Annotated in this window: 21 protein-coding genes; 6 read left to right on the top strand and 15 right to left on the bottom strand. The window is 43.4% G+C overall.

Annotation, left to right across the window (positions count from 1 at the left end):
- The 5 genes from FQV37_RS12460 to FQV37_RS12440 form a co-directional block, all read right to left on the bottom strand.
- Positions 1-396: GTP-binding protein (locus tag FQV37_RS12460; RefSeq protein WP_160023420.1), on the bottom strand; the 396-nt coding region annotated here is incomplete at its 3' end.
- A 223-nt stretch (positions 397-619) separates the two neighbouring features.
- Positions 620-2,746 carry an elongation factor G gene (gene fusA / locus FQV37_RS12455; RefSeq protein ID WP_101205359.1) on the bottom strand — a complete coding sequence of 709 codons (2,127 nt, stop codon included), beginning with the start codon at positions 2,744-2,746 and terminating at the stop codon, positions 620-622.
- A gap of 343 nt (positions 2,747-3,089) precedes the next feature.
- Complete coding sequence (gene rpsG, locus FQV37_RS12450; RefSeq protein ID WP_057761735.1) at positions 3,090-3,563, bottom strand: 30S ribosomal protein S7; 474 nt, start codon at positions 3,561-3,563, stop codon at positions 3,090-3,092.
- Between the two features lie 218 nt (positions 3,564-3,781).
- Positions 3,782-4,156, bottom strand: coding sequence for a 30S ribosomal protein S12 (gene rpsL, locus FQV37_RS12445; RefSeq protein WP_011281154.1), 375 nt, complete (start codon positions 4,154-4,156; stop codon positions 3,782-3,784).
- A 411-nt stretch (positions 4,157-4,567) separates the two neighbouring features.
- Positions 4,568-5,689: an EcsC family protein gene (locus FQV37_RS12440; protein ID WP_160023418.1), complete on the bottom strand. Its 1,122-nt coding sequence runs from the start codon at positions 5,687-5,689 to the stop codon at positions 4,568-4,570.
- Between the two features lie 499 nt (positions 5,690-6,188).
- Here FQV37_RS12440 and FQV37_RS12435 point away from each other — a divergent pair, with 499 nt between their 5' ends.
- Positions 6,189-7,424 carry a beta-ketoacyl-ACP synthase II gene (locus tag FQV37_RS12435; RefSeq protein WP_102091614.1) on the top strand — a complete coding sequence of 412 codons (1,236 nt, stop codon included), beginning with the start codon at positions 6,189-6,191 and terminating at the stop codon, positions 7,422-7,424.
- A gap of 3 nt (positions 7,425-7,427) precedes the next feature.
- A complete protein-coding gene (locus tag FQV37_RS12430) occupies positions 7,428-9,161 on the top strand; it encodes an anthranilate synthase component I family protein (protein ID WP_160023416.1) in 1,734 nt (577 codons plus the stop codon).
- Positions 9,162-9,315: 154 nt separating this feature from the next.
- Here the strand turns inward: FQV37_RS12430 and hisC are convergent, their stop codons facing one another.
- The 8 genes from hisC to FQV37_RS12390 all read right to left on the bottom strand — a co-directional run bounded on the left by hisC (position 9,316) and on the right by FQV37_RS12390 (position 17,460).
- Positions 9,316-10,449, bottom strand: coding sequence for a histidinol-phosphate transaminase (gene hisC / locus FQV37_RS12425; RefSeq protein ID WP_160023414.1), 1,134 nt, complete (start codon positions 10,447-10,449; stop codon positions 9,316-9,318).
- A 74-nt stretch (positions 10,450-10,523) separates the two neighbouring features.
- Complete coding sequence (gene hisD / locus FQV37_RS12420) at positions 10,524-11,819, bottom strand: histidinol dehydrogenase (protein WP_160023412.1); 1,296 nt, start codon at positions 11,817-11,819, stop codon at positions 10,524-10,526.
- Positions 11,820-12,069: 250 nt separating this feature from the next.
- Positions 12,070-12,762, bottom strand: a complete 693-nt coding sequence (hisG, locus tag FQV37_RS12415) for an ATP phosphoribosyltransferase (protein ID WP_102093978.1) — start codon at positions 12,760-12,762, stop codon at positions 12,070-12,072.
- A 116-nt stretch (positions 12,763-12,878) separates the two neighbouring features.
- Positions 12,879-14,147, bottom strand: coding sequence for a UDP-N-acetylglucosamine 1-carboxyvinyltransferase (murA, locus tag FQV37_RS12410; protein WP_102091609.1), 1,269 nt, complete (start codon positions 14,145-14,147; stop codon positions 12,879-12,881).
- 111 nt (positions 14,148-14,258) lie between these two features.
- Positions 14,259-14,510 carry a BolA family protein gene (locus tag FQV37_RS12405; protein ID WP_102091608.1) on the bottom strand — a complete coding sequence of 84 codons (252 nt, stop codon included), beginning with the start codon at positions 14,508-14,510 and terminating at the stop codon, positions 14,259-14,261.
- Positions 14,511-14,674: 164 nt separating this feature from the next.
- Complete coding sequence (locus tag FQV37_RS12400; protein WP_160023410.1) at positions 14,675-15,670, bottom strand: alpha/beta hydrolase; 996 nt, start codon at positions 15,668-15,670, stop codon at positions 14,675-14,677.
- Between the two features lie 236 nt (positions 15,671-15,906).
- The gene (locus FQV37_RS12395; protein ID WP_160023408.1) at positions 15,907-16,707 is read right to left on the bottom strand and encodes a BON domain-containing protein; all 801 of its coding nucleotides are present in this window, start codon (positions 16,705-16,707) and stop codon (positions 15,907-15,909) included.
- A gap of 267 nt (positions 16,708-16,974) precedes the next feature.
- Positions 16,975-17,460: a YraN family protein gene (locus FQV37_RS12390; protein WP_160023406.1), complete on the bottom strand. Its 486-nt coding sequence runs from the start codon at positions 17,458-17,460 to the stop codon at positions 16,975-16,977.
- 143 nt (positions 17,461-17,603) lie between these two features.
- Between FQV37_RS12390 and rsmI the strand changes: the two genes are divergently transcribed.
- On the top strand, positions 17,604-18,560 hold the full coding sequence (rsmI, locus tag FQV37_RS12385; RefSeq protein ID WP_160023404.1) for a 16S rRNA (cytidine(1402)-2'-O)-methyltransferase: 957 nt from the start codon (positions 17,604-17,606) through the stop codon (positions 18,558-18,560).
- Between the two features lie 53 nt (positions 18,561-18,613).
- On the top strand, positions 18,614-19,633 hold the full coding sequence (locus tag FQV37_RS12380; protein ID WP_160023402.1) for an adenosine kinase: 1,020 nt from the start codon (positions 18,614-18,616) through the stop codon (positions 19,631-19,633).
- Positions 19,634-19,749: 116 nt separating this feature from the next.
- On the opposite strand, the gene FQV37_RS12375 is transcribed toward FQV37_RS12380, so the two are convergent.
- Together FQV37_RS12375 and nfuA are read right to left on the bottom strand one after the other, a co-directional pair.
- Complete coding sequence (locus FQV37_RS12375) at positions 19,750-21,072, bottom strand: O-acetylhomoserine aminocarboxypropyltransferase/cysteine synthase family protein (RefSeq protein ID WP_160023400.1); 1,323 nt, start codon at positions 21,070-21,072, stop codon at positions 19,750-19,752.
- 255 nt (positions 21,073-21,327) lie between these two features.
- On the bottom strand, positions 21,328-22,011 hold the full coding sequence (nfuA, locus tag FQV37_RS12370; RefSeq protein WP_057761762.1) for a Fe-S biogenesis protein NfuA: 684 nt from the start codon (positions 22,009-22,011) through the stop codon (positions 21,328-21,330).
- Between the two features lie 583 nt (positions 22,012-22,594).
- Between nfuA and FQV37_RS12365 the strand changes: the two genes are divergently transcribed.
- On the top strand, positions 22,595-23,584 hold the full coding sequence (locus FQV37_RS12365; protein ID WP_160023398.1) for an alpha/beta fold hydrolase: 990 nt from the start codon (positions 22,595-22,597) through the stop codon (positions 23,582-23,584).
- Positions 23,585-23,723: 139 nt separating this feature from the next.
- Complete coding sequence (locus tag FQV37_RS12360; protein ID WP_057761766.1) at positions 23,724-24,791, top strand: bifunctional nicotinamide-nucleotide adenylyltransferase/Nudix hydroxylase; 1,068 nt, start codon at positions 23,724-23,726, stop codon at positions 24,789-24,791.
- Positions 24,792-24,819 lie beyond the last annotated feature (28 nt).

Raw genomic sequence — 24,819 nt, 5'->3', positions numbered from 1 at the left:
GATGATGTACGGTACGCCAACCTGACGTGAAAGCAAGATGTGCTCACGAGTCTGTGGCATTGGGCCGTCAGTTGCAGATACTACTAGGATTGCGCCGTCCATCTGTGCCGCACCAGTGATCATGTTTTTAACATAATCGGCGTGACCTGGGCAATCTACGTGTGCGTAGTGACGGCTGTCTGTGTCATATTCTACGTGTGAGGTGTTGATTGTGATACCACGTGCTTTTTCTTCTGGTGCTGAGTCAATAGACGCGTAGTCTTTGGCTTCACCACCAGAGGTGATTGCAGCTACGGTTGCGATTGCAGCGGTAAGGGTTGTTTTACCATGGTCAACGTGTCCGATTGTACCGACGTTGACGTGTGGCTTGTTACGTTCAAACTTGGCCTTTGCCATGGGTATTTCCTCTTTTTTTGGGGTTCAAGACTTAACTCATATAAATATGATTATTAAGACGATTTTGACCACATTAAGATAATTGTTAAAAGGTTGCACATACTAATGTGCAGATATTATAAGAAAATCGCGGCCAATAACAAGTCTTTTAACAAGTTATTGGTGTATTCTTTAGTGACAATACACAGACGTACTCTATATTGTCACTTTCAGTAAGCTTTATTTACTCGTCATCATCTTTAGAGTTGAACTTAGAGATGATTTCAGCAGCAACTGATTTTGGAATTTCAGCGTACTTTTGGAATTCCATTGAGTAAGTTGCACGGCCTTGTGACATAGAGCGCATTTGAGTGGCATAACCAAACATTTCCGCTAATGGTACTTCAGCACGAATCTGTTTAGTACCGCCAGGTAGATCTTCCATACCCTGTACCAAACCACGACGACGGTTAAGATCGCCCATGATGTCGCCCATGTAGTCTTCAGGTGTTTCAACTTCTACTTTCATTACTGGCTCAAGTAGTGCTGGATCAGCTGCTAAGAAACCTTTTCTGAAGGCCATAGAACCAGCCATCTTAAATGACAATTCATCAGAGTCAACGTCATGATAAGAACCATCATACAAGGTCGCTTTTACGCCAACTACTGGGTAGCCTGCAAGTACGCCGTTTTTCATGCGCTCTTGGATACCTTTATCAACAGCACCATGGAATTCTTTTGGTACAGTACCACCAACAACTTCTTCAGCGAATTCATATTCAGTGTCGCCAGCTGGATCAAGTGGCTCAAGACGTAACCATACGTGACCAAACTTACCACGACCACCTGTTTGACGTACGAATTTGCCTTCTTGTTCAACAGTGTTACGAATCGTCTCACGATAAGCAACCTGAGGTGCACCGATGTTTGCTTCAACGTTGAATTCACGCTTCATACGGTCAACAAGAATCTCTAGATGTAGCTCACCCATACCACTGATGATTGTCTGACCAGATTCTTCGTCAGTGTGTACACGGAACGATGGATCTTCTTTTGCCAAACGGCCAAGAGCGATTGACATTTTTTCTTGGTCAGCTTTGGTCTTTGGCTCAACAGCTAGAGAGATAACTGGATCTGGGAATTCCATACGCTCAAGAGTGATCACGTTGTCTTCATCACATAGCGTATCACCAGTAGTCACATCTTTCATGCCGACTAGAGCTGCGATATCACCAGTACGAATCTCTGCAAGCTCTTCTTGAGAGTTTGCCATCATCTGTACGATACGGCCAACACGCTCCCGCTTCATCTTAACTGGGTTATAAACACTGCTACCCTGCTTCATTACACCAGAATAAACACGTACGAAGGTTAAGTTACCAACGAATTTGTCATTCATGATTTTGAACGCTAGTGCTGAGAAAGGTGCTTCATCTGATGCTTCACGGCTGCCTTCGCTTTCGTCTTTGTCATCAAGAATACCTTTAATAGCAGGTACGTCGATTGGTGCAGGTAGATACTGAATAACGGCATCTAGCATCTTCTGTACACCTTTGTTCTTAAAGGCAGTACCACAAAGAAGCGGGATGATTTCGTTATCGATAGTTAACTGACGAATAGCACCGTGAATTTGTTCTACAGTCAATTCACCGTTTTCTAGGTATTCGTTCATCAACTCTTCGTTTGCTTCAGCAGCGTTTTCTACAAGATGCTCGCGGTATTCTGCTGCTTTTTCTTGTAGTTCAGTTGGGATTTCGCGCTCATCATACTGCATACCTTGAGACGCTTCGTCCCAATAGATAGCTTTCATGGTCACTAGATCAACAACGCCTTCGAAGTCATCTTCTTTACCGATTGGAATAACCAATGGTACAGGGTTACCGCCTAAGCGAGTTTTGATCTGTTCGATAACACGATAGAAATCAGCACCAACACGATCCATTTTGTTTACAAATGCAAGACGTGGTACTTTATATTTGTTCGCCTGACGCCATACGGTCTCAGACTGTGGCTGAACGCCGCCTACTGCACAGTAAACCATGCAAGCGCCATCAAGTACACGCATAGAACGTTCAACTTCGATCGTGAAGTCAACGTGACCTGGGGTATCGATGATGTTGATACGGTGTTCGTCAAACTGTTTAGCCATACCTGACCAAAAACAAGTTGTTGCCGCTGAGGTAATAGTAATACCACGCTCTTGTTCTTGCTCCATCCAGTCCATAGTGGCTGCGCCATCATGTACTTCGCCAATTTTGTGGCTAACACCGGTATAGAATAAAACACGCTCTGTAGTGGTTGTCTTACCAGCATCGATGTGCGCTGAGATACCAATATTGCGATAGCGTTTTAGGGGAGTTTTACGAGCCATAGTGTTTTCCTAGGAAAAGTCGTGTATATAATAATGTATTGTGTCTCTACCTCATACTCTATGACAAAGCGTTCAGCTTCGTAATATTACTTACTGATTATTGAGCCTAATACGGACAAAAAAAGAGCAAATACTAAGAATAGTGCGGCATCAAATTTGGGATGCTCTCCAGCAAAAACTGTATTTGTTAAGAGAGACATCTGGATAGATGTCCGCCACCTCAGTCATCAATAAATAACATTTATATATGACCGAATGATGATGGCGGCAATCAATAGAATAAACAACAATGTAAGATTAAATGGCTTGAGCCTCTAATCTCAGGCTACTATTAAAAAGTAGCTTAGAAACGGTAATGAGAGAATGCTTTGTTAGCATCTGCCATGCGGTGAACTTCGTCACGCTTTTTCATAGCAGCGCCTTTGCCATCAGCAGCATCATTCAATTCGCCAGCTAAACGCAAAGCCATTGATTTTTCAGAACGCTTAGCAGCAGCTTCAGCTAACCAACGCATAGCCAATGCAGTACGACGGGAGGGGCGTACTTCCATTGGTACTTGATAGGTTGCACCGCCAACGCGGCGAGCTTTTACTTCTACCATTGGGCGTACATTTTCTAGCACTTCTTCGAAGAAAGATACTGGATCTTCAACTTTACGCTTCTCACTTACTGTCTCAAGTGCACCGTAAACGATACGCTCAGCAGTAGATTTTTTACCATCACTCATTACATGGTTGATGAATTTTGCAACAGTTTGGCTACCAAACTTAGGATCCGGTAGGATCTCACGGGCAGCAACGACGCGACGTCTTGGCATAATAAATTTCCTTATCTTCAGGAGTGTCTAACATTCACAACATCTACTACTTATCATTAGGATATAGCAGTGAGTTATCAGTTAGCCTTACTGCATGGTGGTATGTTTTAAAAGCAAATCACAGATATATATTTATATAAAAGCGATATTACTACTGACACCAAACCCATGCACAGTTATTGGGTAGTGCAAAAAGCTTATCTAATAACGTTTAGTTATTAAACTTTAGGCTTCTTAGCACCGTACTTAGAGCGACCTTGCTTACGGTCTTTAACGCCTGCGCAATCTAATGCACCGCGAACAGTGTGATAACGTACACCTGGTAGATCTTTTACACGACCACCACGGATTAGAACAACACTGTGCTCTTGTAGGTTATGACCTTCGCCGCCAATGTAGCTTGATACTTCATAGCCTGAAGTCAAACGTACACGACATACTTTACGCATGGCAGAGTTAGGTTTTTTTGGCGTGGTAGTATATACACGAGTACATACACCGCGACGCTGTGGGCACGCTTCCAACGCAGGAACTTTTGACTTTTCCTTGATGGTTTTGCGACCTTTACGAATCAATTGGTTAGTTGTTGCCATAAGGCATCCTTCTCCCGTTTGGTATAAAACAAAAAAATGGGCCAATGCACCATCTATCTGACAATAATTGCAGATTTCGGGGCACCCATTTTTAGGACAGTGTATTATAAAGAGTTGTTGCTGCTATTTCAACCACTTATGAATGGTTTCGCTTTACAACATTTGACAGATATGCATTCAGCCTCTCATTGTATCACTTTATCGTTTTTTCGCCGAAAAATAGCGTAATAAATAAAGCAAACAAAGCGAGCTCAAGCATCATTAAGAAAAGATGTTTAATATTGAAATGGTACTTGATAGTAACTAAGTGGTGGTATTTATCCTAATTTTCAAGTCGTATTACTCAATCAAACTAAGATAAATCCCATCGTACTTATAAATATATAACCCAACTAGCAAATTATATGTCTATTACTTGGCTTTTTTATCAGACGTTTGCTTGTCTGCGTCTTTTTTACTGCTAGTTTTTTCTTTACTAGCTTCTTCTTTATCAGAGACCTTTTCTGAATCACTGCTTTTTTCTTTGCGCTCTGTGTCTTTTTTCGCCTCATCAGTACTAGTCTTTTCTACTTTAGCCTCACTGCTGCTGTCATCGGTAATGGCACGATTAGCCAATTTTGCTTCTGGTGCAAAGGTCGCCTGAGCAACGCCAATAACTTCGTCGATCAATTGGCTGTTATAGTGCATGCCGATCGCTACGGCGGTGACAGGAATAAAACGACGAACCCATGATAAATTGATCTGATCTAAATCTACACCTACTTGGCTTGCGACTTTGTCTATTTGCGCAGCATAGAAATTTACATTTTTATTTTTTAGACCGAGATTTTTAAGTTCACTATGTAATCCGTTGCTTTGAGCATTATCAAGCAAACCTTTACCAATACCTAGACCAGCTAGTAGCGCTTGTTTTTCTTGCATTTTGCTCAAATCAGCGTTTGATAGTAGTTCGTACGCCATCTTGACGCCTTGCTTACCTGTCAGCGGCTTATTATATACAGCAGCAATCTGATAAACTGTACGTAATGAAACCAATAATAGCCACAATGTATCAGCTAGCAAACCTGGTAGACCTGCCAAACCTGTCAAACCACCCATCATTGCAAGCGCGCGGTTTTGATTAGCGATATCAGTAGCTAGCGCATAACGCTCTTCGTCATCTAAAGTGGCAATATTGGCAAAACGATGTTCATTAGGTAAGTCTAGTTGACTCCAGTTGGCAGCGAGGTTGGCCACTTGGGCAAATGCGCCGTCAACTGTCGACTGGAAAAAACTATTCGGCACGACTTTCTTGGCATATTTACCATAAGTAGCAAAGCGTGGTCCTAATAATTGCTGCGTAGCCTTTAGCGTTTGCTCACGAAACAAGTCTTGTTGGTAGTCTTCATCGCCTAGGTCTACAGCTTTATATTGACGCGGTTTGCCCGTTTTAGCGTTTACGCTATCAATCATAGCCCCTACACGCTCTAGATTGTTTCGAGTAAAAGAGCCAATGGTATTGATGCTTTTAGAAAGAGTGCTACGCTTTGCCATCGTGATGTCCTTAATATGATGAGTTGGTTTTTTAATATAATTGTATTTTAATATGATAGTTAATTATTAATAATAATGAATCTATTATTCTAGCCAGTTATCGTAACTGGTGTCAGTGCGAACAATGTTATTAGAATCACAAATTTTGTATCTAAAGTATAATTCCGTCCATAGTCAGTAGCTAGTCTTACTTCTCATCTCTTTACTCAAAACTCAGTCATAAGTGTTATTTTGTCGTTATTTTACACTTGTCCGAAGATTTCCAGTGCTTGATACGTTATCATGTGCCATAACTGAGAGCATAATTGTACACTGAATTTATATTGCCTCTGATAGACCGTTAACAGAATTTCGTTACCTAAATTCATGATATCGTTATCTACATAGACTATTTTTTCATTATAATGCTCGAATTAACTCATAGTTAAACATCATATATAGATTTACCACGATTATTGCAACCAACTGCTAGCAAGTCGTTACTTATAAGGAATAGCATATGCGCCGCGTCGTTATTACTGGAGCAGGGATTGTCTCTTGTATTGGACATGATTTAGATACTGTCACCACTGCCCTCAAAGAGGGTCAGTCTGGCATCACATTTAACGATTCTTATGCTGAGCACGAGTTTAAATCACACGTGAGCGGTAGTATCAATCAATCAGAACTTGATACCAGTGGTATCGATCGTAAGCTGAAACGGTTCTTTAGTGACGCCAGTCTTTATGCTTATGTTAGTGCGCTAAATGCGATTGAGCACTCTGGCCTGTCACTTGATACTATCAATAACAACCCACGAGTGGGTGTAGTGGCAAGTTCGGGCGGCGCATCAACAGAAAATATCGTCAATGCTATCGATGCTATGCGCGAAAAAGGTCTACGCGGTGTCGGCGCAATGGCAGTACCAAAGACAATGGGCAGCTCAGTATCAGCTGCTTTAGCAACTGGCCTCAAAATCCAAGGCGTCTCCTACTCTCTCGCCTCTGCTTGCGCGACTTCAACACACTGTATCGGTCATGCTGCTGAGCTTATCCAATTGGGTAAAGCCGATGTGATATTGGCTGGTGGTAGTGAAGCTGAGCATTGGACGCAGTCTTGTATGTTTGATGCAATGGGCGCAGTTAGTACTCAATATAATGACACACCAAAACTTGCTTCAAGAGCCTATGACAAAGACCGTGACGGTTTTGTGATTGCTGCTGGTGGCGCGATGGTAGTTGTAGAGAGTCTAGAGCATGCTCAAGCACGCGGTGCCAATATTTTGGCTGAAATCGTTGGCTATGGTGCCAGCTCTGATGGTGCGGAAATGGTTGCGCCAAGCGGTGAAGGTGCTGTTCGCTGTATGCAACAAGCCTTGGCTGAAGCGGGACTAGAAAGCGTTGATTATATTAATAGCCATGGTACTAGTACACCACTGGGCGATATTACTGAGCTTAAAGCGATTGCTAAAGTATTCGATAATGACGTCAGTAAAGTACCTGCTATCAGCTCAACCAAATCAATGACAGGTCATAGCTTGGGCGCTGTTGGCGCACAAGAGCTGATTTATTGTCTACTAATGCTACAGGACGGCTTTATCGCTCCAAGTATCAATGTTGATAACTTGGATCCTGCTGCTGAAGGTTTTGATATTGTCACCGAAATGCGTGAAGCAAATCTTGAAACATTGATGAGTAATAGCTTTGGTTTTGGTGGTACTAACGCTACGCTAATTATCAAAAAGTTTGACGCTTAACCCATGCTTGTATCAAATCACAATACAACTGAGCAGACAGATTCTGCGCCATCGCTAGCTAGCAAACCTAGCTGGCGTTTTGGTGATTTGTCTGCTGCCGAACTGATGCCGCAGCTACAGCGTCACTTGCTCGACCAAGATATTAAAGCAAACTGGCAGCTTGTTTGGCTTAATAACGATGGTCGACCAGTAATCGGTTTCCTCCCAAAAGTCAGCTGGTCTGTTTATCCCAATGATAAGCAAGCTCTTAATAGTTCACCCAATATTTATAAGATGATTAAGAGTTGTCGCAATACTGACTTGAGTCGCGATACTAATGTAAATAGCGTTGATAATAGTTATGCTAGTACGACAGCTTATATAAGCTATCTAGAGTGGCAAGAAGAGCTAATCGCTTATAGTAATGCTCAAGAAGTTAATCACGACACCTCATATATCAATAACGAAGAAAGCCCAAAACCCAATTATCATCATGGGCTAATCGGTTTTATTGGTTATGATATTGCGGCTCATGAGCTAAGTCCTACCGATAGGATTGAATTGGCAATGCAGCCGTGTGCCTCGTTGGGACATTATGATATTTATCTAACGCCTACAGCACATGCTGATACAGGTTGGACGTTAAAGAGTCATCTGACCGATGCTGACGTTTCTGAAAATATTGGTCATAAGACAAACGATACTCTTATAAATACTCTTACCTCTTACCTAGACGAACTGGATCAAAAACTGTCTGATAAATATCTCAATCAACCACAGTTTAAAGATGCATCAAGCATCACTCCCCTAGTTTTAAGTCCGCGATGGAGTAAGCTTGATTATCAACAAGCATTTAATCGCACACAAGACTATCTACAGCAAGGCGACTGCTATCAGATAAACCTGACACAGAAATGGTCTGGCAGTTTAGCGTGTAAAAATAACGATGTTCAATCAGCCTATTCACTTATTGACTATTTGCCTGCGCTATATCGCAATACAAAAGCGCCTTTTGCAGGATATGTGAGCGTTGATATCAATGATGGTGATTACCTAAATAGAAGCAACAGCTTTAACGCAGACAGCAATCATTTTGAATTGTTAAGCTGCTCACCTGAGTTGTTTTTTACATTCACTAGAGAAATCGACACTGGCAAACACTCTATTCGCACCAAGCCTATCAAGGGAACCATGCCACGAGGTAATACTAACGAGCAAGATGAAATGTATAAGCAGCAACTGGTCAATAGCGAAAAAGACCGTGCCGAAAATGTCATGATTGTAGATTTACTGCGTAATGATTTGGGTAAATACGCTAAAATTGGTAGCGTTAAAGTACCACAGTTATTTGCGATTGAGAGCTTTAGCAACGTGCATCATATGGTGAGCACCATCAGCGCCGAACTCAAAACTGATACTCATCCGTTGGCTGTATTGTTTGGTAGTCTGCCTGCTGGCTCGATCACTGGCACACCAAAAAAACGCGCCGTCGAGATCATCGCTGAATTGGAATCTACACCACGCGGTGCTTATTGCGGCACTATGGGTTATATGAACTTTGATGGTAGTGGTCAATGGAATGTACTCATTCGTACATTGCAAGCCAATACTTATTCAAATGACGGCCTTAATAAAAAAAGACACATCAACCTGTGGGCAGGTGGTGGTATTACAGTCGCGTCTGATTGTGACGCTGAATACCAAGAATGCTTAGATAAAGTAGGTAATTTATTATCAGTGCTGGCTCAAAAAACCTAAGATAGCGAACTCAAACATTATTACTAATTTGAAATTAAAAAGCCTGCCAACGTTACGTTAGCAGGCTTTATTTTTAAGACTTATCGATAGTGCTTTACGTGATGAGTAAAGAGACTTACCTATTCACATTCTACATTAAGCTATCAATCTAATATTATTCAGCAGCAACGCTAGCATCGACTTGCAAGGCTTTTAAAGCATCAATCAAACGGTTGTTCTGCTCTGCCGTACCGATAGTAATACGCAAGTACTCTGCAATACGTGGCTTATCAAAATGGCGAACGATAATGCCCTGCTCGCGTAACGCACTCGCGACAGCACTTGCATCGCCATCTTTTGGACGAGCGAATACGAAGTTAGCATGTGACGGTAGGACCTTATAGCCCAATGTCGTCAACTCTGCTGTTAGCGACGTACGTAAATCAATGACTTGCTGACGGGTCTGCTCAAAATACTCAGTATCTAACACACTCGCAGTCGCCCCAGCTTGAGCCAACTTATCCAATGGATAGCTGTTAAAGCTATTTTTCATACGTGTTAGTGCTTCAATCAACGATGCATTACCAAAAGCCATACCAACGCGCAATCCAGCAAGCGAGCGTGATTTTGAAAAGGTTTGGGTCACGATAACGTTATCACACTCATTGATTAGGCTAACTGCTGAGACTGGCAGGTCTGCATTGCTTTCATCTATCTGAGCAAAATCGATATACGCTTCGTCAATAACAATGACCGCATTAGAATGCTCACTTGCAAGTTTACGAATATCAGCAAGTGATAATAGCAAGCCCGTTGGCGCATTAGGGTTGGCGATGATAATGCCGCTACAAGGCTGACGATAAGCATCAGGGTCAATGCTAAAGTCTTCTTCTAGAGGAATCTGTACAAGCTCTACACCGAACGTCTGTGCATATACTGGATAAAAACTGTAACCAATATCAGGTGATAGCAGCGGACGCTCTTTTAAAAAGAAGCTAGCAAAGACTAACGCCAAGACTTCATCTGAACCATTACCAACGAATACTTGATTGATATCAAGGTTGTATGACTGTGCTAATGCAGCACGTAGGTCATTAGATTCAGGAGCAGGATACAAACGTAACTCATCAGCTTGCTGTTCCAAGACCTTGGCAATAGCCTCCCCTACTTTTGGCGAGGGTGGAAACGGGTTTTCATTGGTATTTAGTTTGCATAGATTGTCGTGTTGCGGCTGCTCACCTGGAATATAAGGTGACAAGTTGCGCGCTTTAGACGACCACAATCTGGTGTCTATCTTTGACTCACTCATAAATTATCCTACTATTAGCCACAAAGACTATTAAAAATAAATATCAAAAGTAAAAGCTAAAAATTCAAAATCAATTACTGATAACGATAACGAGCTGAACGCGCATGGGCTTCTAAGTCCTCACGCTGCGCTAAAATATCAGCTGTCTCAGCCAAAGGCTTACTGCCGGATTCACTGCAATAAATGATGGATGATTTCTTTTGAAAATCGTACACACCTAGCGGCGAAGAAAAGCGAGCAGTGCCTGATGTTGGCAGTACATGGTTCGGTCCTGCACAGTAATCCCCAATAGCTTCAGGTGTATGACGACCCATAAAGATGGCGCCAGCATGACGAATATCGTTTAACAGTGCGTCAGGATTATCAACAGATAACTCTAAATGTTCAGGAGCGATACGATTGATAAGCGCCATACCTTCGCTACGATCTTTTACCAGTATCAGTGCACCGCGATTTTGCAATGAGTCACGCGCGATATCTGCTTTTGGCAGTTCAGCCAGTGCTTTTTCTATTTCTAGCGCTACTTCGTTGAGCTGCTTTTCGCTAGTCGTCACAAAGATAGCTTGTGCAATACGATCATGCTCAGCTTGAGACAATAGATCCATCGCTAGCCAGTCTGTTCTATCTTGTGCTTCGCCTTCTGCATATACCAATACTTCTGAAGGTCCAGCAATCATATCGATACCAACTTGACCAAATACTGCGCGTTTGGCTGCTGCGACATATTTGTTGCCTGGTCCTGTAATTTTGTCCACGGCTGGAATCGTCTTAGTGCCATAGGCCAAGGCTGCTACTGCTTGAGCACCACCAATAGTGAAGACGCGATCGACTTGGGCCAGATGGGCCGCTGCCAATACTAACGGATTAAGCACACCTTTAGGCGCTGGTACCACCATGATAACTTCAGTGACGCCAGCTACCTTAGCAGGAATGGCATTCATCAATACTGAAGAAGGATAAGAAGCTAAACCACCAGGCACATAAATCCCAACGCGATCAAGTGGTGTAACTTTTTGACCCAATCGGTTGCCTAGCTCATCCTCATACTGCCAGGTTTCTTGTACTTGGCGCTCATGGAATGTCTGTACCCGAGTCGCTGCTGTGGTCAACGCTGTCTTCACTTTTTCATCAAGATTGGCAAACGCTTCAGCAAGCGCTTCTTTAGACAACTCTAACTCTTGCATCGACGTTGCTGGATGCTGGTCAAACTGCTGAGTCAATGCCAATACGACGCTATCACCATCAGCACGTACTTGGGCGATGATATTATCGACGGTATGTAATAGTTCAGCATCATTGACTGTTTCAAAGGCAAGCAATTGTGTCAACTGGCTATCAAAATCGGTATCTTGGGTACTTAACTGGCGCATGACCTAATCCTATATCTGAGCATAAAATACTGCTAAAAATAAATGAGGTAAACATAACTAACGTATGCTTAATTTTTATAAAATTACGGCTTATTCGCTGTCTTCTACTGTAGAGTTTACTTATATTTTATTTTTTGACAAACCAAGACAACAAAACCAGTTTAGCACGCTGTATCTATCATAGAGCGCCAAACTGGTTTAAAAATTTGTATAACCGTGCTTTATATTACCAATGATTAACACTGGTATATTAGGCATTGGCAATACTGTCTTTAAAGCTGTCTAAAATTGGTTCTAGCAGGGCGAATTTGCGCTTGTAGCTGACCTGATTAACGATAAGACGTGATGAGACATCACAGATATGGTCGCGGGCTTCGAGCCCATTCGCACGTAGCGTATTACCAGTATCGACCACATCAACAATCAAATCACCCAGACCCACCAGTGGCGCAAGCTCCATCGAGCCATACAGCTTGATGACATCGACTTGCTGACCTTGACTGGCAAAATAAGCGCGCGCCACGTTGACGTATTTGGTCGCGATGCGTAGGCGACGATTGGGTAGCGGCGCATCTTTCACACCAGCGGTCATTAGCTTGCACTGAGCAATTTTTAAATCGAGCAGCTCATATACATGATTGGCACCATGCTCAAGTAGCACATCTTTACCCGCCACACCAAAATCAGCTGCCCCATGCTCGACATAGGTCGGCACGTCACTGGCACGCAAAATTAATACGCGTACATTTGGGTTTGATGTCGGAAAAATGAGCTTGCGAGAGGCTTCAGGGTCTTCTAGTAAGTCAACGCCAGCTGCACGTAAAAGTGGCATGGTTTCTTCTAGAATACGGCCTTTTGACAACGCTAAGGTTAGACCTGAAAACGCATCGTTTACTTCGTTTAATAAACCACTGGCTGGTAAAGGTTTGCTTGTCTCAGTCATAATGACATCATGTCCATGTACAGTTGATACCTCCCCCTAATTAAAAATGATAAAAAGGTAAGGAGATTTTAATTTATGGTGTAATTTGCCCAAAAGTTAGCATCAATCTGATGATGCTAATCGTTGGTATTCACACGCTGAATATTGACACCAAGGTTACGCAGCTTTTCTTCGACATGCTCATAACCGCGATCAATATGATAAATACGGTCGATTAAGCTCTCGCCTTCTGCAGTTGCAGCCGCCATTACCAATGACATAGAAGCACGTAAATCCGTTGCCATAACTGGTGCTGCAGTAAAGTTTTCCACACCTCGTACTACGGCAGTGTGACCGTCAACCTGAATAGACGCGCCCAAACGATTGAGCTCTGGTACATGCATATAGCGGTTTTCGAAGATATTTTCAATAAAAGTACTTGTACCGTCAGCTAAGCAAGCAATCGCCATTAGCTGAGCTTGCATATCCGTTGGGAAACCAGGATGTGGCTGTGTACGGATATCAACTGCCTTTGGACGACCTTTCATTTGTGCGCGAATCCAGTCATCACCACTCGTGATAGTTGCACCCATGTCTTCGAACTTCTCTAGCACTGGCGTCAATAATAGAGCGGATGTTTTTTTGGTCAATACGTCACCACGTGTCATCAAGGCACCAGCAAGGTATGAGCCTGTTTCGATACGGTCAGGGACAACTGAGTACTCACAGCCGTGTAGACGCTCTACCCCTTCAATAGTCATCGTTGATGTACCGATACCGCTTATTTTGGCACCCATTGCAACCAACATATTGGCCAAATCTACTACTTCTGGCTCTAACGCACAGTTGCCTAAGACAGTTGTGCCTTTGGCCAATGCTGCTGCCATGATGACGTTTTCAGTACCGCCGACGGTAATCATATCAAATGAGAAATTACAGCCTAACAGCTTGCCACCTTTTGGTGCTTGGGCTTTTACATAGCCATTCTCTACACTGATTTCGGCACCCATCGCTTCAAACGCTTTTAGATGCTGATCAACAGGACGTGAACCAATCGCGCAGCCACCTGGCAATGAGACTTCAGCTTCGCCAAAACGTGCCAGTAGCGGCCCTAGCACCAAGATTGACGCGCGCATGGTTTTTACCAAGTCATACGGGGCATAAAAGTTATCGATACTCTTGGTATCGCAAGTGACTGTATCATCTTGCTTTTGGATTTTGATACCCATACCACCGATCAATTCAATCAACGTTCGCACGTCTTGTAGTGACGGCACGTTATGCAGTGTCGTTGGCGTCTCAGCCAATATCATAGCTGCGAGTAACGGCAAAGCGGCATTTTTGGCGCCTGAGATGGTGACTTCCCCTGCGATACGACTACTACCAGTGATTAAAAATTGATCCATAAAGGTGACAACCTAGCGATGAGTATAGAAAATTATGAAAACCAGAATTACGACTTTCAACCATGCATATGGCCGATTCAGTAATATCTAGTCATATAGACAGCTATTTAATTAGCCTTTTGATTGAACGTCCCACTCAGCAGGCGTCAGCGCTTGGATATTGAGTGCGTGAATATCGCCACTCGCAATCTTATCATTAACTAACGCATATACTGCTTGCTGACGTTGAACCGCGCGTTTGCCTTCAAAGCTGGCATCGACCACGCGTACGTCAAACTTATTACCTTGGTTGGCAGCTTGAATAAAAGCGTCTGGGAAGTGAGTCTGTAAAAATGCGATCAAATCGTCAGCGTTCATGCTCATAGAATAGTCTGCCTTAAAGTTTAGAATAGGGTATAGATTTAAAGTGATGACATTATAACAAGAGTTTGCATATCTTACAGTACTGTCTTACTCAAGTGTGTTTAAGCATTAAGACAGTACTATCAATTAAATGGTCAAAAGTCGTCGATATGCATAGTGATAAGCTATTTGAGCGTTTTATCCAAGTAGGTCAATACTTGCGCACGTACATCATTGACCCAGCGCAGCGGCGGTGCCATCGCGCCAATACTGGTTGCATGACTGGCCCCTTCGATTTCGCCCGTTTCAACGGTGACGCCTGCTTTTTTAAACGCTTCTGTCATTTTGATTGTATTCGTCACATGTACAATTTTGTCTTTTTCTGCCGTTAATAATAAATATGGCGGCTGCGCGCCTTTAATCTGACGATCTGGCATCACCTCATCAGGTGTGGCATTAGGGCCAAACGCTGTTGCACTACTGAACTTGCGGAAATCATAGCTATAAGGGCCCGCAATCCCAATAACGGTTGCAATATCTGTTGGCTTAATACCATAAGGCGCCAAAAAGTCTTCGTTGGCAACGGCTGCTACTGCATTAAACGCGCCAGCAGAATGCCCTATCACCGCTAGGCGTGACGGATCAGCATGGAGACTGGTCGCATTTTCAATACTCCAAGCAATTGCCTGAGCCGCATCTTTGACATAATCAGGATAGACATGCTCAGGCGCTTTACGGTAATTAATCACTGCGGTGACATACCCTGCTTTGGCTAAGCTCTGACCGACAAAGGCGTATTGTTCTTTATTACCACTCTCCCATGAACCACCATGGACAAATACCACCATAGGATAGCTAGTATTAATAGCATTTTGAGATTTCATTGCTTGTGCTAGCGGTTTTGGATAATAGATATCTAAGTCTTGTGAAGGCTGATCACCGTATAAAATATCCTTACTCACTCCAACGCCACCACTAGAAGTAATCCCATTGACGATAGCCAATGGCGATAATGCCTGTGCGTTCTGCGTGGCTAACGCGATACTGCCCAATGCCAATATTGCCGCACCACCAAATCTCAACGTTCGTGTTTTCTTATGAGCAGGTTTATTGTGTATGCCTATATTACCAATGGCACTTGTCTCTTCATTTGGTTGTATATTTGCCTGTGCATCCTTCATGACCAGTATCCTATTATATTTATTTATCAATCAGTAGTAACAGGCTAACAGCGATAATGGTTCATCCATTAGCCAATGATGTTTTTGATATTAGTATCATTGACCAACACGCTGACTCTGCTACCTCTTGCTATTGATATAGTACTCACTGGCTGAGGATTTCTCGTGCCTTTACTGTTATTACTATTTAGGCTTATTGTGATTAACGTCATTTATCGCTTGGCGAACTAGAGTGCCTACTGGTTCTGATAAAGGTCGATATAAGGGCTTGAAGACGGCTGCGCAGTAGTGGCCTCTTCTTCCGTTATGACGATAGGCGTTGCCGTGCTGATAGTATTATCTTGAGCAGCTGGCGCTACTGCAGGATTGGCCAAATTATTCTCATACATGATGTCATCATTATTTATTTTCACCCCTCTATCGTCAACGACAGTTGTCAGCAATACTAACTCAGTGACCCCAACAGTACTATTAGCGATATCAATCAGATGACTCTGCTGAGTGGGTGTCATACGGCCCATAATGTAGACCACGCCATTATTAGTAACGGCTTTAATTTGTGACGCACTCACACCATCGCTAGCGGCTATTTTCGCCAGTAGCTTTGAAGTGATATAACCATCATGAACCGTTGAGCTATACCCTTTTGACGCACTCACTTCCATCTCATTGTAGACACGGCGTACATCTGGCATAGAGCTAACGACTTTTTCTACTTCTGCTTTGAGCGTTTCAGTTGGCACTTCACCTGTGAGCAGTACTTCGCTATTGAAGCTATCGATACCCATACGGCTGGTTTGCTGCAAGTCTTCTTTTAGCCCGTATATATTGATTTTGGCAGTATGTTCAATACTACGATCGAGCAGACGCTGCGGAATCGTGCGCTCAGTCATTGGCACACCATAAGTCCCTTCTGTACTGTTGGTCAGATAGTTGGTGGCACAACCTGTACTGACAACGCAGGCAGCAATCATAATGCCAGTCGTAATACGGCGTGATGAACCAAAAATAGCAGTGCGCAAATGCATCCGTGTCATTATTTACCTCTTAGAACATGGTTGTGACAATTTTATAAATTGAACAAATCTTAATCTAGGTCGTATCTTCATTGTAAAGAAAACACCCTCTAGTAGTGAAGAGCTAGAAATAGCTATAAGCTAATACTGTATCTAATTTATAGGAAGTTGACTATAACCGCTACTTTACTTAATTTTGGCCATCAGCGGTTAGCTTTTTAGTAACGAACCTTACTTATCAGATATGGTTAGATGCTTTACTTGGCAGCATCTATCTTACTTACTCTATTACCATGCACTGGCTATAAAAGCATTTTGAATCCATTCTGGCTGATTGTCTAACTGCTCACTTTTTAAATTTAACTTACTCATCGTGTTGTAAGCAATGACATCAAACCGGCAATCATAATGAGCGTACTCAGGATGCTGCTGCAAAAAGGACTGCGCTGTCTTAATAACTTTGCGCTGTTTGCTTGCTGTCACGCTGAGTGCTGCATCGCCATAATTCGAGGACTTGCGCTGGCGAACTTCAATAAATACCAGTGTTGGCCATGCTGAACCTGTCTCAATCATGACCAGATCCAACTCACCTACTTTTGGCTGTTGCCAATTTTGTGCGACCAACCTCAACCCTTGCGCTTGTAAATACTCACACGCCTGCTGCTCAAACCGACTACCTTGGCGTTGTTTTGGTGAAGTTAATATTAAGGGCTTATGATTCGGCATAAGGTTAATTGGTCTGATTAACATTTGAGAATTATCATAGCACAACATGCTAAACTAGCTACTTCTGCGCATTCTACTCTCAAAATCTATCGATTGCCTCATTCGTTATTTGACTGAAAAACCATAGATAACGACTGTACATACTAGCGCACTATTATTTTTTAATGTCTTTTTAACGACTCGAGGTTTTCATGTCTACCCCTACTGCGATGCCAGCTTGTCTCTATATCGTTGCCACGCCGATTGGCAATATGTCCGACATGACTTCGCACGCAATTGATGTCTTAAAGCAGGTCGCCATTATTGCCTGCGAAGACACCCGCACCTCAGGTAAGCTACTGTCGCATTTTGGCATCGATACCAAAGGCAGTAAAGGTGACGAGACAAAAGACTCAGAGACTCGTCCTGCCAAAAGCAGTATCGAAAATGATGACACGACTACAAAGCAAAAAGGCCACAATAAGCTATGGGCCTATCACGAACACAATAGCGCCATTCAAACGCCCAAAATTATTGAAATGATTGAGCAAGGTTATTCAGTTGCCTTGATTAGTGATGCTGGTACACCTCTAGTCAGCGATCCAGGTTATCAACTGGTGCAAGCCGCGCATGAAGCTGGCGTGACCGTATCACCTATCGTTGGAGCTTCTGCTGCCATTGGTGCATTGTCAGTAGCAGGATTGCCTTCTGATCGATTTAGTTTTATTGGGTTTTTGCCCGCCAAAACCCATGGTCGTCAAAAACAGCTGAGCGATCTAATCGCACGTACTGAAACTTTAATCTTTTATGAAGCGCCGCATCGTATCGTAGCTAGTCTAGAAGACATGGCAACGATATTTGGTGCAGACCGCGCAGTGACTTTTTGCCGTGAATTAACTAAAACCTTTGAAACGGTACACAAGAGCACCCTTGGCGAGTTGGTTGAGTTTGTCAAAGCAGATGACAACCAGCAACGTGGCGAGATAGTCGTGGTCGTCGCTGGCGTCGGTGTGGCAAAAGATACTGACGATATCAGTACGCATGATAAATTGCTACAGCGTTTGCTAGAGGATTTATCAGTCAAGAAAGCGGCCGCACTGGCCTCTGATATCACTGGCGTGAAGAAAAATGCGCTTTATCAGCGTCTGCTAGAGTTGCAAGCTGACTAGCTTTTAATCATAAAAAGATAACTGTTTATAAATGAATTGAGGAGAGATAAGCAATGTACGATGTAATGGCAATAGGTAATGCGTTGGTTGATCACGAATATGTGCTGTCAGATGCGGCACTAGAAGAGACCGAGCTGACCAAAGGTAATATGACTCTGGCTGGTATTGAGGAGCAGCAGCAACTACTGGCTTACTTTAAACTGGCTGAGATTGAGCCATCAAAACAAGCAGGCGGCGGATCAGCAGCAAACACCATGTTTACCTTTGCAAGCTTAGGCGGTAAGCCTTTTTATGCTTGCCGCGTTGGTGATGATGATCAAGGGGCGTTTTATCTCAGAGACTTGCACGAAGCAGGTGTCGCGACTTCAGACAAATCTATTTATGCAGGCGGCGTGACCGGCTCATGTGTGGTTGCCGTTACCGAAGATGGCGAGCGTACCATGCAGACCTATCTTGGCACCTCAAGTGAGATTGCCGCTGACAATGTTGATTTTGACGCGTTGACACAAGCAGATTGGCTATATATCGAAGGCTATCTGGCGATGTCTGAGAGCATCCAACCAGCGATGACTCAATTACGTCAACAAGCCGGTATCCATAATGCAAAAATCGCGGTGAGCTTTGCTGACCCTGCGGTAGTAAAATTTGCCAAAGATGGCTTGCTCAATATGCTCGGCAACAAAGTCGCAGTGATATTCTGCAATAGCGAAGAAGCCAAGCTATTCACCGATAAAAAACAAGTCAAAGCAGCGGCGCGCGCCCTGCTTGAATACTGCCAAATTGCCGTCGTCACTGATGGTGCCAACGGTGCGGTCATCGCCCACCAGCCTAATGACGAAGCAGAAGTTGAAGTCCATGACGTTGCAACGCCAGCAGTGGCCAATGTCATCGATACCAATGGTGCAGGTGATAACTACGCTGGCGCTTTCTTATACGCATTATCGCAGCAGTATAGTCTGCCAGAATGCGGTCGTCTTGCAAGCGAAATATCAGCACAAGTTATTCAGCAGTTTGGACCGCGTCTTGCCTCGCAGGATTATCGAGATATCGCGCAGCGTGTACTGTCTGCTTAATCGTTAAGTACATCTGTTGGACGCAAAACAAAAAGCCCATATCAAATCGATATGGGCTTTTTTTATATCATTCAGACTTGTTCAAACAGTTTGCTCAACTTAATAAGCGCTTGTTGTTAAGCAGAAGCTAATGCTTGGGCAAGATCGGCTTTGATGTCTTCGATATGTTCGATACCAATCGACAGTCGTACCATGTCCGTACTGACGCCTGCATTTTCTAGCTCTTGCTCATTTAACTGACGATGCGTGGTCGTCGCTGGATGGCATGCTAGTGACTTCGCATCACCAATATTTACCAGACGAGTAATCAGTTGCAGCGCATCAATAAAGCGCGCCCCAGCTTCCAGACCGCCTTTCACCCCAAAGGTCAAAATAGCAGAAGGCGTGCCCTTCATGTATTTTTTGGCAAGCTCGTGCTCAGAATGGCCAGACAGACCTGCATATTTAACCCAAGCAACTTTATCATGATCACGCAGATATTCTGCAACGGCTTGTGCGTTTTGCACGTGACGCTCCATACGTAGACTTAGTGTTTCCATACCTTGCAAGATACCAAAGGCATTTAGCGGGCTGAGGGCTGCGCCAGTGTTACGTAGTGGTGCAACGCGAGCACGGGCAATAAAGGCTGGCGCGCCTACGTCTTTGACGAAATTTACCCCATGATAGCTGTGATCTGGCGTGTTCAAGAGTGGGAAACGCTCAGGATAATCACCCCAAGCAAACTTGCCACTATCGACAATTGCACCACCGATTGACGTCCCCGTACCACTCATGTACTTGGTCAATGAGTGAATCACAATATCTGCACCGAACTCAAATGGACGACATATCGCAGGCGTCGCCACCGTATTATCAATCACGACAGGTACGCCGTATTCATGAGCGACATCACTGAGCGCTTGAATATCGACGATATTACCTAGTGGGTTACCGATACTCTCGGCAAATATCATTTTAGTTTTATCATCAATCAAGTCACGAATGGCTTCTGGGTCTTTATGATCAAAGAAGCGCACTTCGATACCTTGACGCGGCAAAGCATGGGCAAATAAATTATAAGTACCGCCATATAGCGTTGATACAGCGACGATATTGTCGCCTGCTTCACAAATGGTCTGAATCGCATAAGTAATGGCAGCCATACCAGAAGCTACGGCAAGCGCACCGATACCGCCTTCTAACGCAGCCACACGCTCTTCTAGCACCGCGTTGGTTGGATTCATAATACGAGTATAGATGTTGCCTGCGACCTTTAAATCAAATAGATCTGCACCATGCTGAGTATTATCAAAGGCATATGAACTGGTATGATAAATAGGCACGGCGACTGCTTTGGTCGTTGGCTCTACACTATAGCCGGCATGAATCGCTAAGGTCTCAAGACGTTGAGGGGTCTCTAATGGTTGGGCTGTCTGCTGGTCTGCTGATCCATCACTCATAGTACATTCCTTTATTTTGATAAAAGATGATTTGTTGACGACGTATCGCTCAAAAACCACCTTAAAAAACTGTCTGCTAAATCATAGCAATAAAAAAAGCTGAGTTCATCATAACTCAGCTTCTTTATTAAAAGAATAGCAAAATACTCATCTCTTCATGACAAATATTCATAAGCAGCAAACCAAACAGGCATATCTATAATAGAGATATGGTCACCTTTATAGCTGCCAATTGACTTTTATCTACTCTTATTTTTATTTGTAATAAGCATTCTCTGTACGAGTATGGTCAGTCTCGTCAACCACTTGGGTCAATTCTGGAATTTGCTGTTTCAACTGTACTTCAACGCCTTGGCGTAAAGTCATATCAACCGCTGAACACCCTTGGCAACCACCGCCAAACTTCAATACAGCGGTTAAACCAATACCTTCTTCATCAATCAGCTCAAGTAACTGTACGTCACCGCCATGCGCTGCCAAACCAGGGTTAATCTCTGACTGCAATACATAGTTGATGCGCTCTTCGACACTGGCATCAGCGCCTACTTTAGGTACTTTAGAGTTTGGCGCGCGGAAAGTCAGCTGACCACCGAAACGATCTTTATTATAATCAATGACCGCATCTTCTAGATAAGGTACTGACGCCGCTTCAATAAAGGCAGAGAAGTTTTCATACGTAAAACGCAAATCAGCGCTGTCTTCTTCGCCCGGCTGGTTATAAGCCATGCAACACTCTGCACGCGGTGTGCCAGGATGCTCAACAAAAATACGCACGCCGATACCATCGGTATCTTGCTTAGATAACAAATCTGCCAAGTAGCCTTGAGCTGACTCAGTGATAGTAATGTTACTTTTCGCTTCGACTTGCTCGGTATCTAGGGCTGATTCATAGCCAGCAGTTTGGTCTAGTTGGTTATCAGCTTGGTTTTGCTCACTCATAATGTTTCCTATGCGTTATGACACAAACGCTATATCTATTATGGCTACTGTGTCGTGAATTTGGATTTTTGAAATGTTTACGATTTATATAAGGCATGCAGACTGGCAATGATTAGTATTTATTATTGTATGACATTGGCCGACATGAGTATAAAGTTTAATCCATCTATAGCAGTCATTATACCTGAATCAAGCATCAATTCCGACCACGCTACTGTGAATTGAACTGAGGCTATTGTAAATGGTCGTCATTGGTTTTTCTAATGATGCTAACAGATGGCAAAGTAACTTTATATTTAGATGAGAAACCACAAACACACTAAATGATTAAGTCGGCTGCCAAGTTATTCTCTATATAAAGACAGCTGTGCCATTTATCAAGCGCGCTCAGCATTTTCGATATGCCATACCGTTCACATCTAGTCCGAGCAAGTCATCTGGTTTTGACGTAGTATTGATAATTTGAATGATTTTATGCATTAGCGTTATGAGCATAGTAGCTTTTAATCGCCTTGTATAAGTATAAGCTTGTATAAATATCAGCTTGTATAAAGATTATGTGTTTTTTGGATAGGATCATTTTATGATGATACGGACGTTGCACCTAGTAAGTACCAAGGACGATGAGAAAATTGCCGTTTGGAAAGTAGTTGATAATTCAGAAGAAGATACGATAGCTAACACATCAGAAAACAGCCTGCCTAACACTACACCGCAAAACATATTTTTGACGCATGGTACGTTTTCTGACAAGCAAACTTGCCTCAAAATCGCCGAATATTTTGCAGGGCTTGGTCATCATTGCTACATCATGGAATGGCGTGGACATGGTGATAGCTCGCTACCGAAAGAAAAATTCAACTTTGAGACTGTCGCCACTTACGACTATGAAGCGACTTTTCGCTATTTCTTTGAAGAATTAAAACTCGATAACCTGCACTGCGTTACTCATAGTGGTGGCGGTGTTGGCTTGACCATGTTTCTCGTCCAAAACCCAAGCTATATCGATAAGGTCAATAGCATCAGTATGTTTGCCTGCCAAGCTTTTGGCGCGGCGCAAGACTCGACCAGCTACGCGAAAATCCTTACGGCCAAGATAGTTACGCGACTGGTTGGCTTCATACCCGCTAAGCAGTTCAAGGTAGGCCCTTTTAACGAAAGCTACTATACGATGACCCAGTGGTATGATTGGAATTTGGGTAAAAACTTTAAAAGTAGCTTTTTGAACAAGGCTAATTTTGAGAAAGGTAGAGCGAATATAGACGAAATGAACGAAAGCATTAATCAGCAGAAAAGTACTGGCGATGACTTTATCGACTATCGTCATCATATGCCACAGATTACCATTCCTGTTTATTCTATCAGTGCGAAAGGCGATACCTTCATCTCCCCTACTCGTGGCTGTCGTTTGTTTTTTGATAGCTTTGATAATTCAACTAATATCTTTCGAGAGTACTCGCTCAGTAACGGCGATTTAGATGACTATACGCACAGTCGCATCATGATCAGTCGCAATGCTGCCACAGAGATTTGGCCAACGGTGACGGCATGGATAGAGAAGTATGCCAGTTAAAGTAGAGATTTCGTTTGGATGATTTCGATAATGACACACCCCTAAACATCTTTATACTTGTCAGAAAGTCATAGGCTGTGTCAGTATTAGCGTCATTAATTTTTAATCAATAAAAATAAGTCGTAGGAAGTTGGCGTCTATGAGTGAATTATCAGAGCAACAGTCAGATAAGCAAAACCTAGATCAAAAAAGCAGTAAACACTATCGTTATCTGGTCTTTATCGGACGCTTTCAGCCGTTTCATGCTGGCCACAAAGCCGTCATCGATGAGGCACTAAAACGCTCAGACGAAGTGATTATGCTGATCGGCTCAGCCAACCTGCCACGTAGCTTACGCAATCCGTTTAGCGTCGCTGAGCGTGCCGCAATGATCAAAGGCGCCTACTCTGAAGAAGAAGCCGCACGCATTCACTGTGTTGGTCTAGACGACGCACTCTACAATGACACCCGCTGGCTACAGTATGTGCAGGCAGGTGTAAAATCTGTCACTGGCGACTTGCAGACGGATATTGGTTTGATTGGTCATTCAAAAGACAGCTCATCGTACTATTTATCACTGTTCCCCAACTGGGACTCTGTGTCAGTGCCCAATTATCATAACTTATCAGCCACTCCTATTCGTGATAGCTATCTGATGGGTGCCACGCCGACGCCCGAGCGTACGCCTGAGTCGACGCGCAACGTCCTCGATGCATTCAAACAAACTGACGATTATCATCAGCTGCATGAAGAAGCAGACTTTATTGATAAATATAAAAGACAGTGGGAGTCCGCACCATACCCGCCTACCTTTATGACTGCCGATGCATTGATTGTACAGTCAGGCCATATCTTACTGGTTGAGCGACGCAGTATGCCAGGACGCGGACTGTGGGCGCTGCCTGGTGGATTTTTGAATCCAAAAGAGACGCTATTTGATGCTTGTATCCGTGAACTACGCGAAGAAACTCGCCTCAAGGTGCCTGAGCCAGTATTACGCGGCTCATGCCATAGCCAACATACCTTTGACGACCCATATCGCTCAGCGCGTGGTCGCACCATTACTCAAGCGTTTTATTTTCAACTCAAAAACGATCCAAAAGGTCTGCCAAAAGTAAAAGGTGGCGACGATGCGACCAAAGCATTTTGGTTACCCTTAGCTGAGCTCGATGCGAAGATGATGTTTGAAGATCACTATGCAATTATTACCAAGATGGTGGGCTTGTAGTTCGCTGCTAATCGCTTTTTCTAGTAGC

Origin of the sequence: Psychrobacter nivimaris, from assembly GCF_009812035.1 — a bacterium.
Lineage (GTDB): Bacteria > Pseudomonadota > Gammaproteobacteria > Pseudomonadales > Moraxellaceae > Psychrobacter > Psychrobacter nivimaris.
Note: the sequence above shows the minus strand (reverse complement) of the source record. Positions and strands in the feature narration are given on the sequence as shown.

Excerpts from the sequence above, each read along its gene's own strand:
- FQV37_RS12375 (WP_160023400.1), bottom strand. The coding sequence starts at position 21,072 with ATGAGTGATGGATCAGCAGACCAGCAGACAGCCCAACCATTAGAGACC.
- FQV37_RS12390 (WP_160023406.1), bottom strand. The coding sequence starts at position 17,460 with ATGTTGTGCTATGATAATTCTCAAATGTTAATCAGACCAATTAACCTT.
- FQV37_RS12405 (WP_102091608.1), bottom strand. The coding sequence starts at position 14,510 with ATGAGCATGAACGCTGACGATTTGATCGCATTTTTACAGACTCACTTC.
- FQV37_RS12360 (WP_057761766.1), top strand. The coding sequence starts at position 23,724 with ATGAGTGAATTATCAGAGCAACAGTCAGATAAGCAAAACCTAGATCAA.
- FQV37_RS12435 (WP_102091614.1), top strand. The coding sequence starts at position 6,189 with ATGCGCCGCGTCGTTATTACTGGAGCAGGGATTGTCTCTTGTATTGGA.
- murA (WP_102091609.1), bottom strand. The coding sequence starts at position 14,147 with ATGGATCAATTTTTAATCACTGGTAGTAGTCGTATCGCAGGGGAAGTC.
- FQV37_RS12400 (WP_160023410.1), bottom strand. The coding sequence starts at position 15,670 with ATGAAGGATGCACAGGCAAATATACAACCAAATGAAGAGACAAGTGCC.
- FQV37_RS12395 (WP_160023408.1), bottom strand. The coding sequence starts at position 16,707 with ATGACACGGATGCATTTGCGCACTGCTATTTTTGGTTCATCACGCCGT.
- rsmI (WP_160023404.1), top strand. The coding sequence starts at position 17,604 with ATGTCTACCCCTACTGCGATGCCAGCTTGTCTCTATATCGTTGCCACG.
- hisD (WP_160023412.1), bottom strand. The coding sequence starts at position 11,819 with ATGCGCCAGTTAAGTACCCAAGATACCGATTTTGATAGCCAGTTGACA.
- rpsL (WP_011281154.1), bottom strand. The coding sequence starts at position 4,156 with ATGGCAACAACTAACCAATTGATTCGTAAAGGTCGCAAAACCATCAAG.
- nfuA (WP_057761762.1), bottom strand. The coding sequence starts at position 22,011 with ATGAGTGAGCAAAACCAAGCTGATAACCAACTAGACCAAACTGCTGGC.
- FQV37_RS12380 (WP_160023402.1), top strand. The coding sequence starts at position 18,614 with ATGTACGATGTAATGGCAATAGGTAATGCGTTGGTTGATCACGAATAT.
- FQV37_RS12365 (WP_160023398.1), top strand. The coding sequence starts at position 22,595 with ATGATGATACGGACGTTGCACCTAGTAAGTACCAAGGACGATGAGAAA.
- FQV37_RS12440 (WP_160023418.1), bottom strand. The coding sequence starts at position 5,689 with ATGGCAAAGCGTAGCACTCTTTCTAAAAGCATCAATACCATTGGCTCT.
- rpsG (WP_057761735.1), bottom strand. The coding sequence starts at position 3,563 with ATGCCAAGACGTCGCGTCGTTGCTGCCCGTGAGATCCTACCGGATCCT.
- hisG (WP_102093978.1), bottom strand. The coding sequence starts at position 12,762 with ATGACTGAGACAAGCAAACCTTTACCAGCCAGTGGTTTATTAAACGAA.
- hisC (WP_160023414.1), bottom strand. The coding sequence starts at position 10,449 with ATGAGTGAGTCAAAGATAGACACCAGATTGTGGTCGTCTAAAGCGCGC.
- fusA (WP_101205359.1), bottom strand. The coding sequence starts at position 2,746 with ATGGCTCGTAAAACTCCCCTAAAACGCTATCGCAATATTGGTATCTCA.
- FQV37_RS12430 (WP_160023416.1), top strand. The coding sequence starts at position 7,428 with ATGCTTGTATCAAATCACAATACAACTGAGCAGACAGATTCTGCGCCA.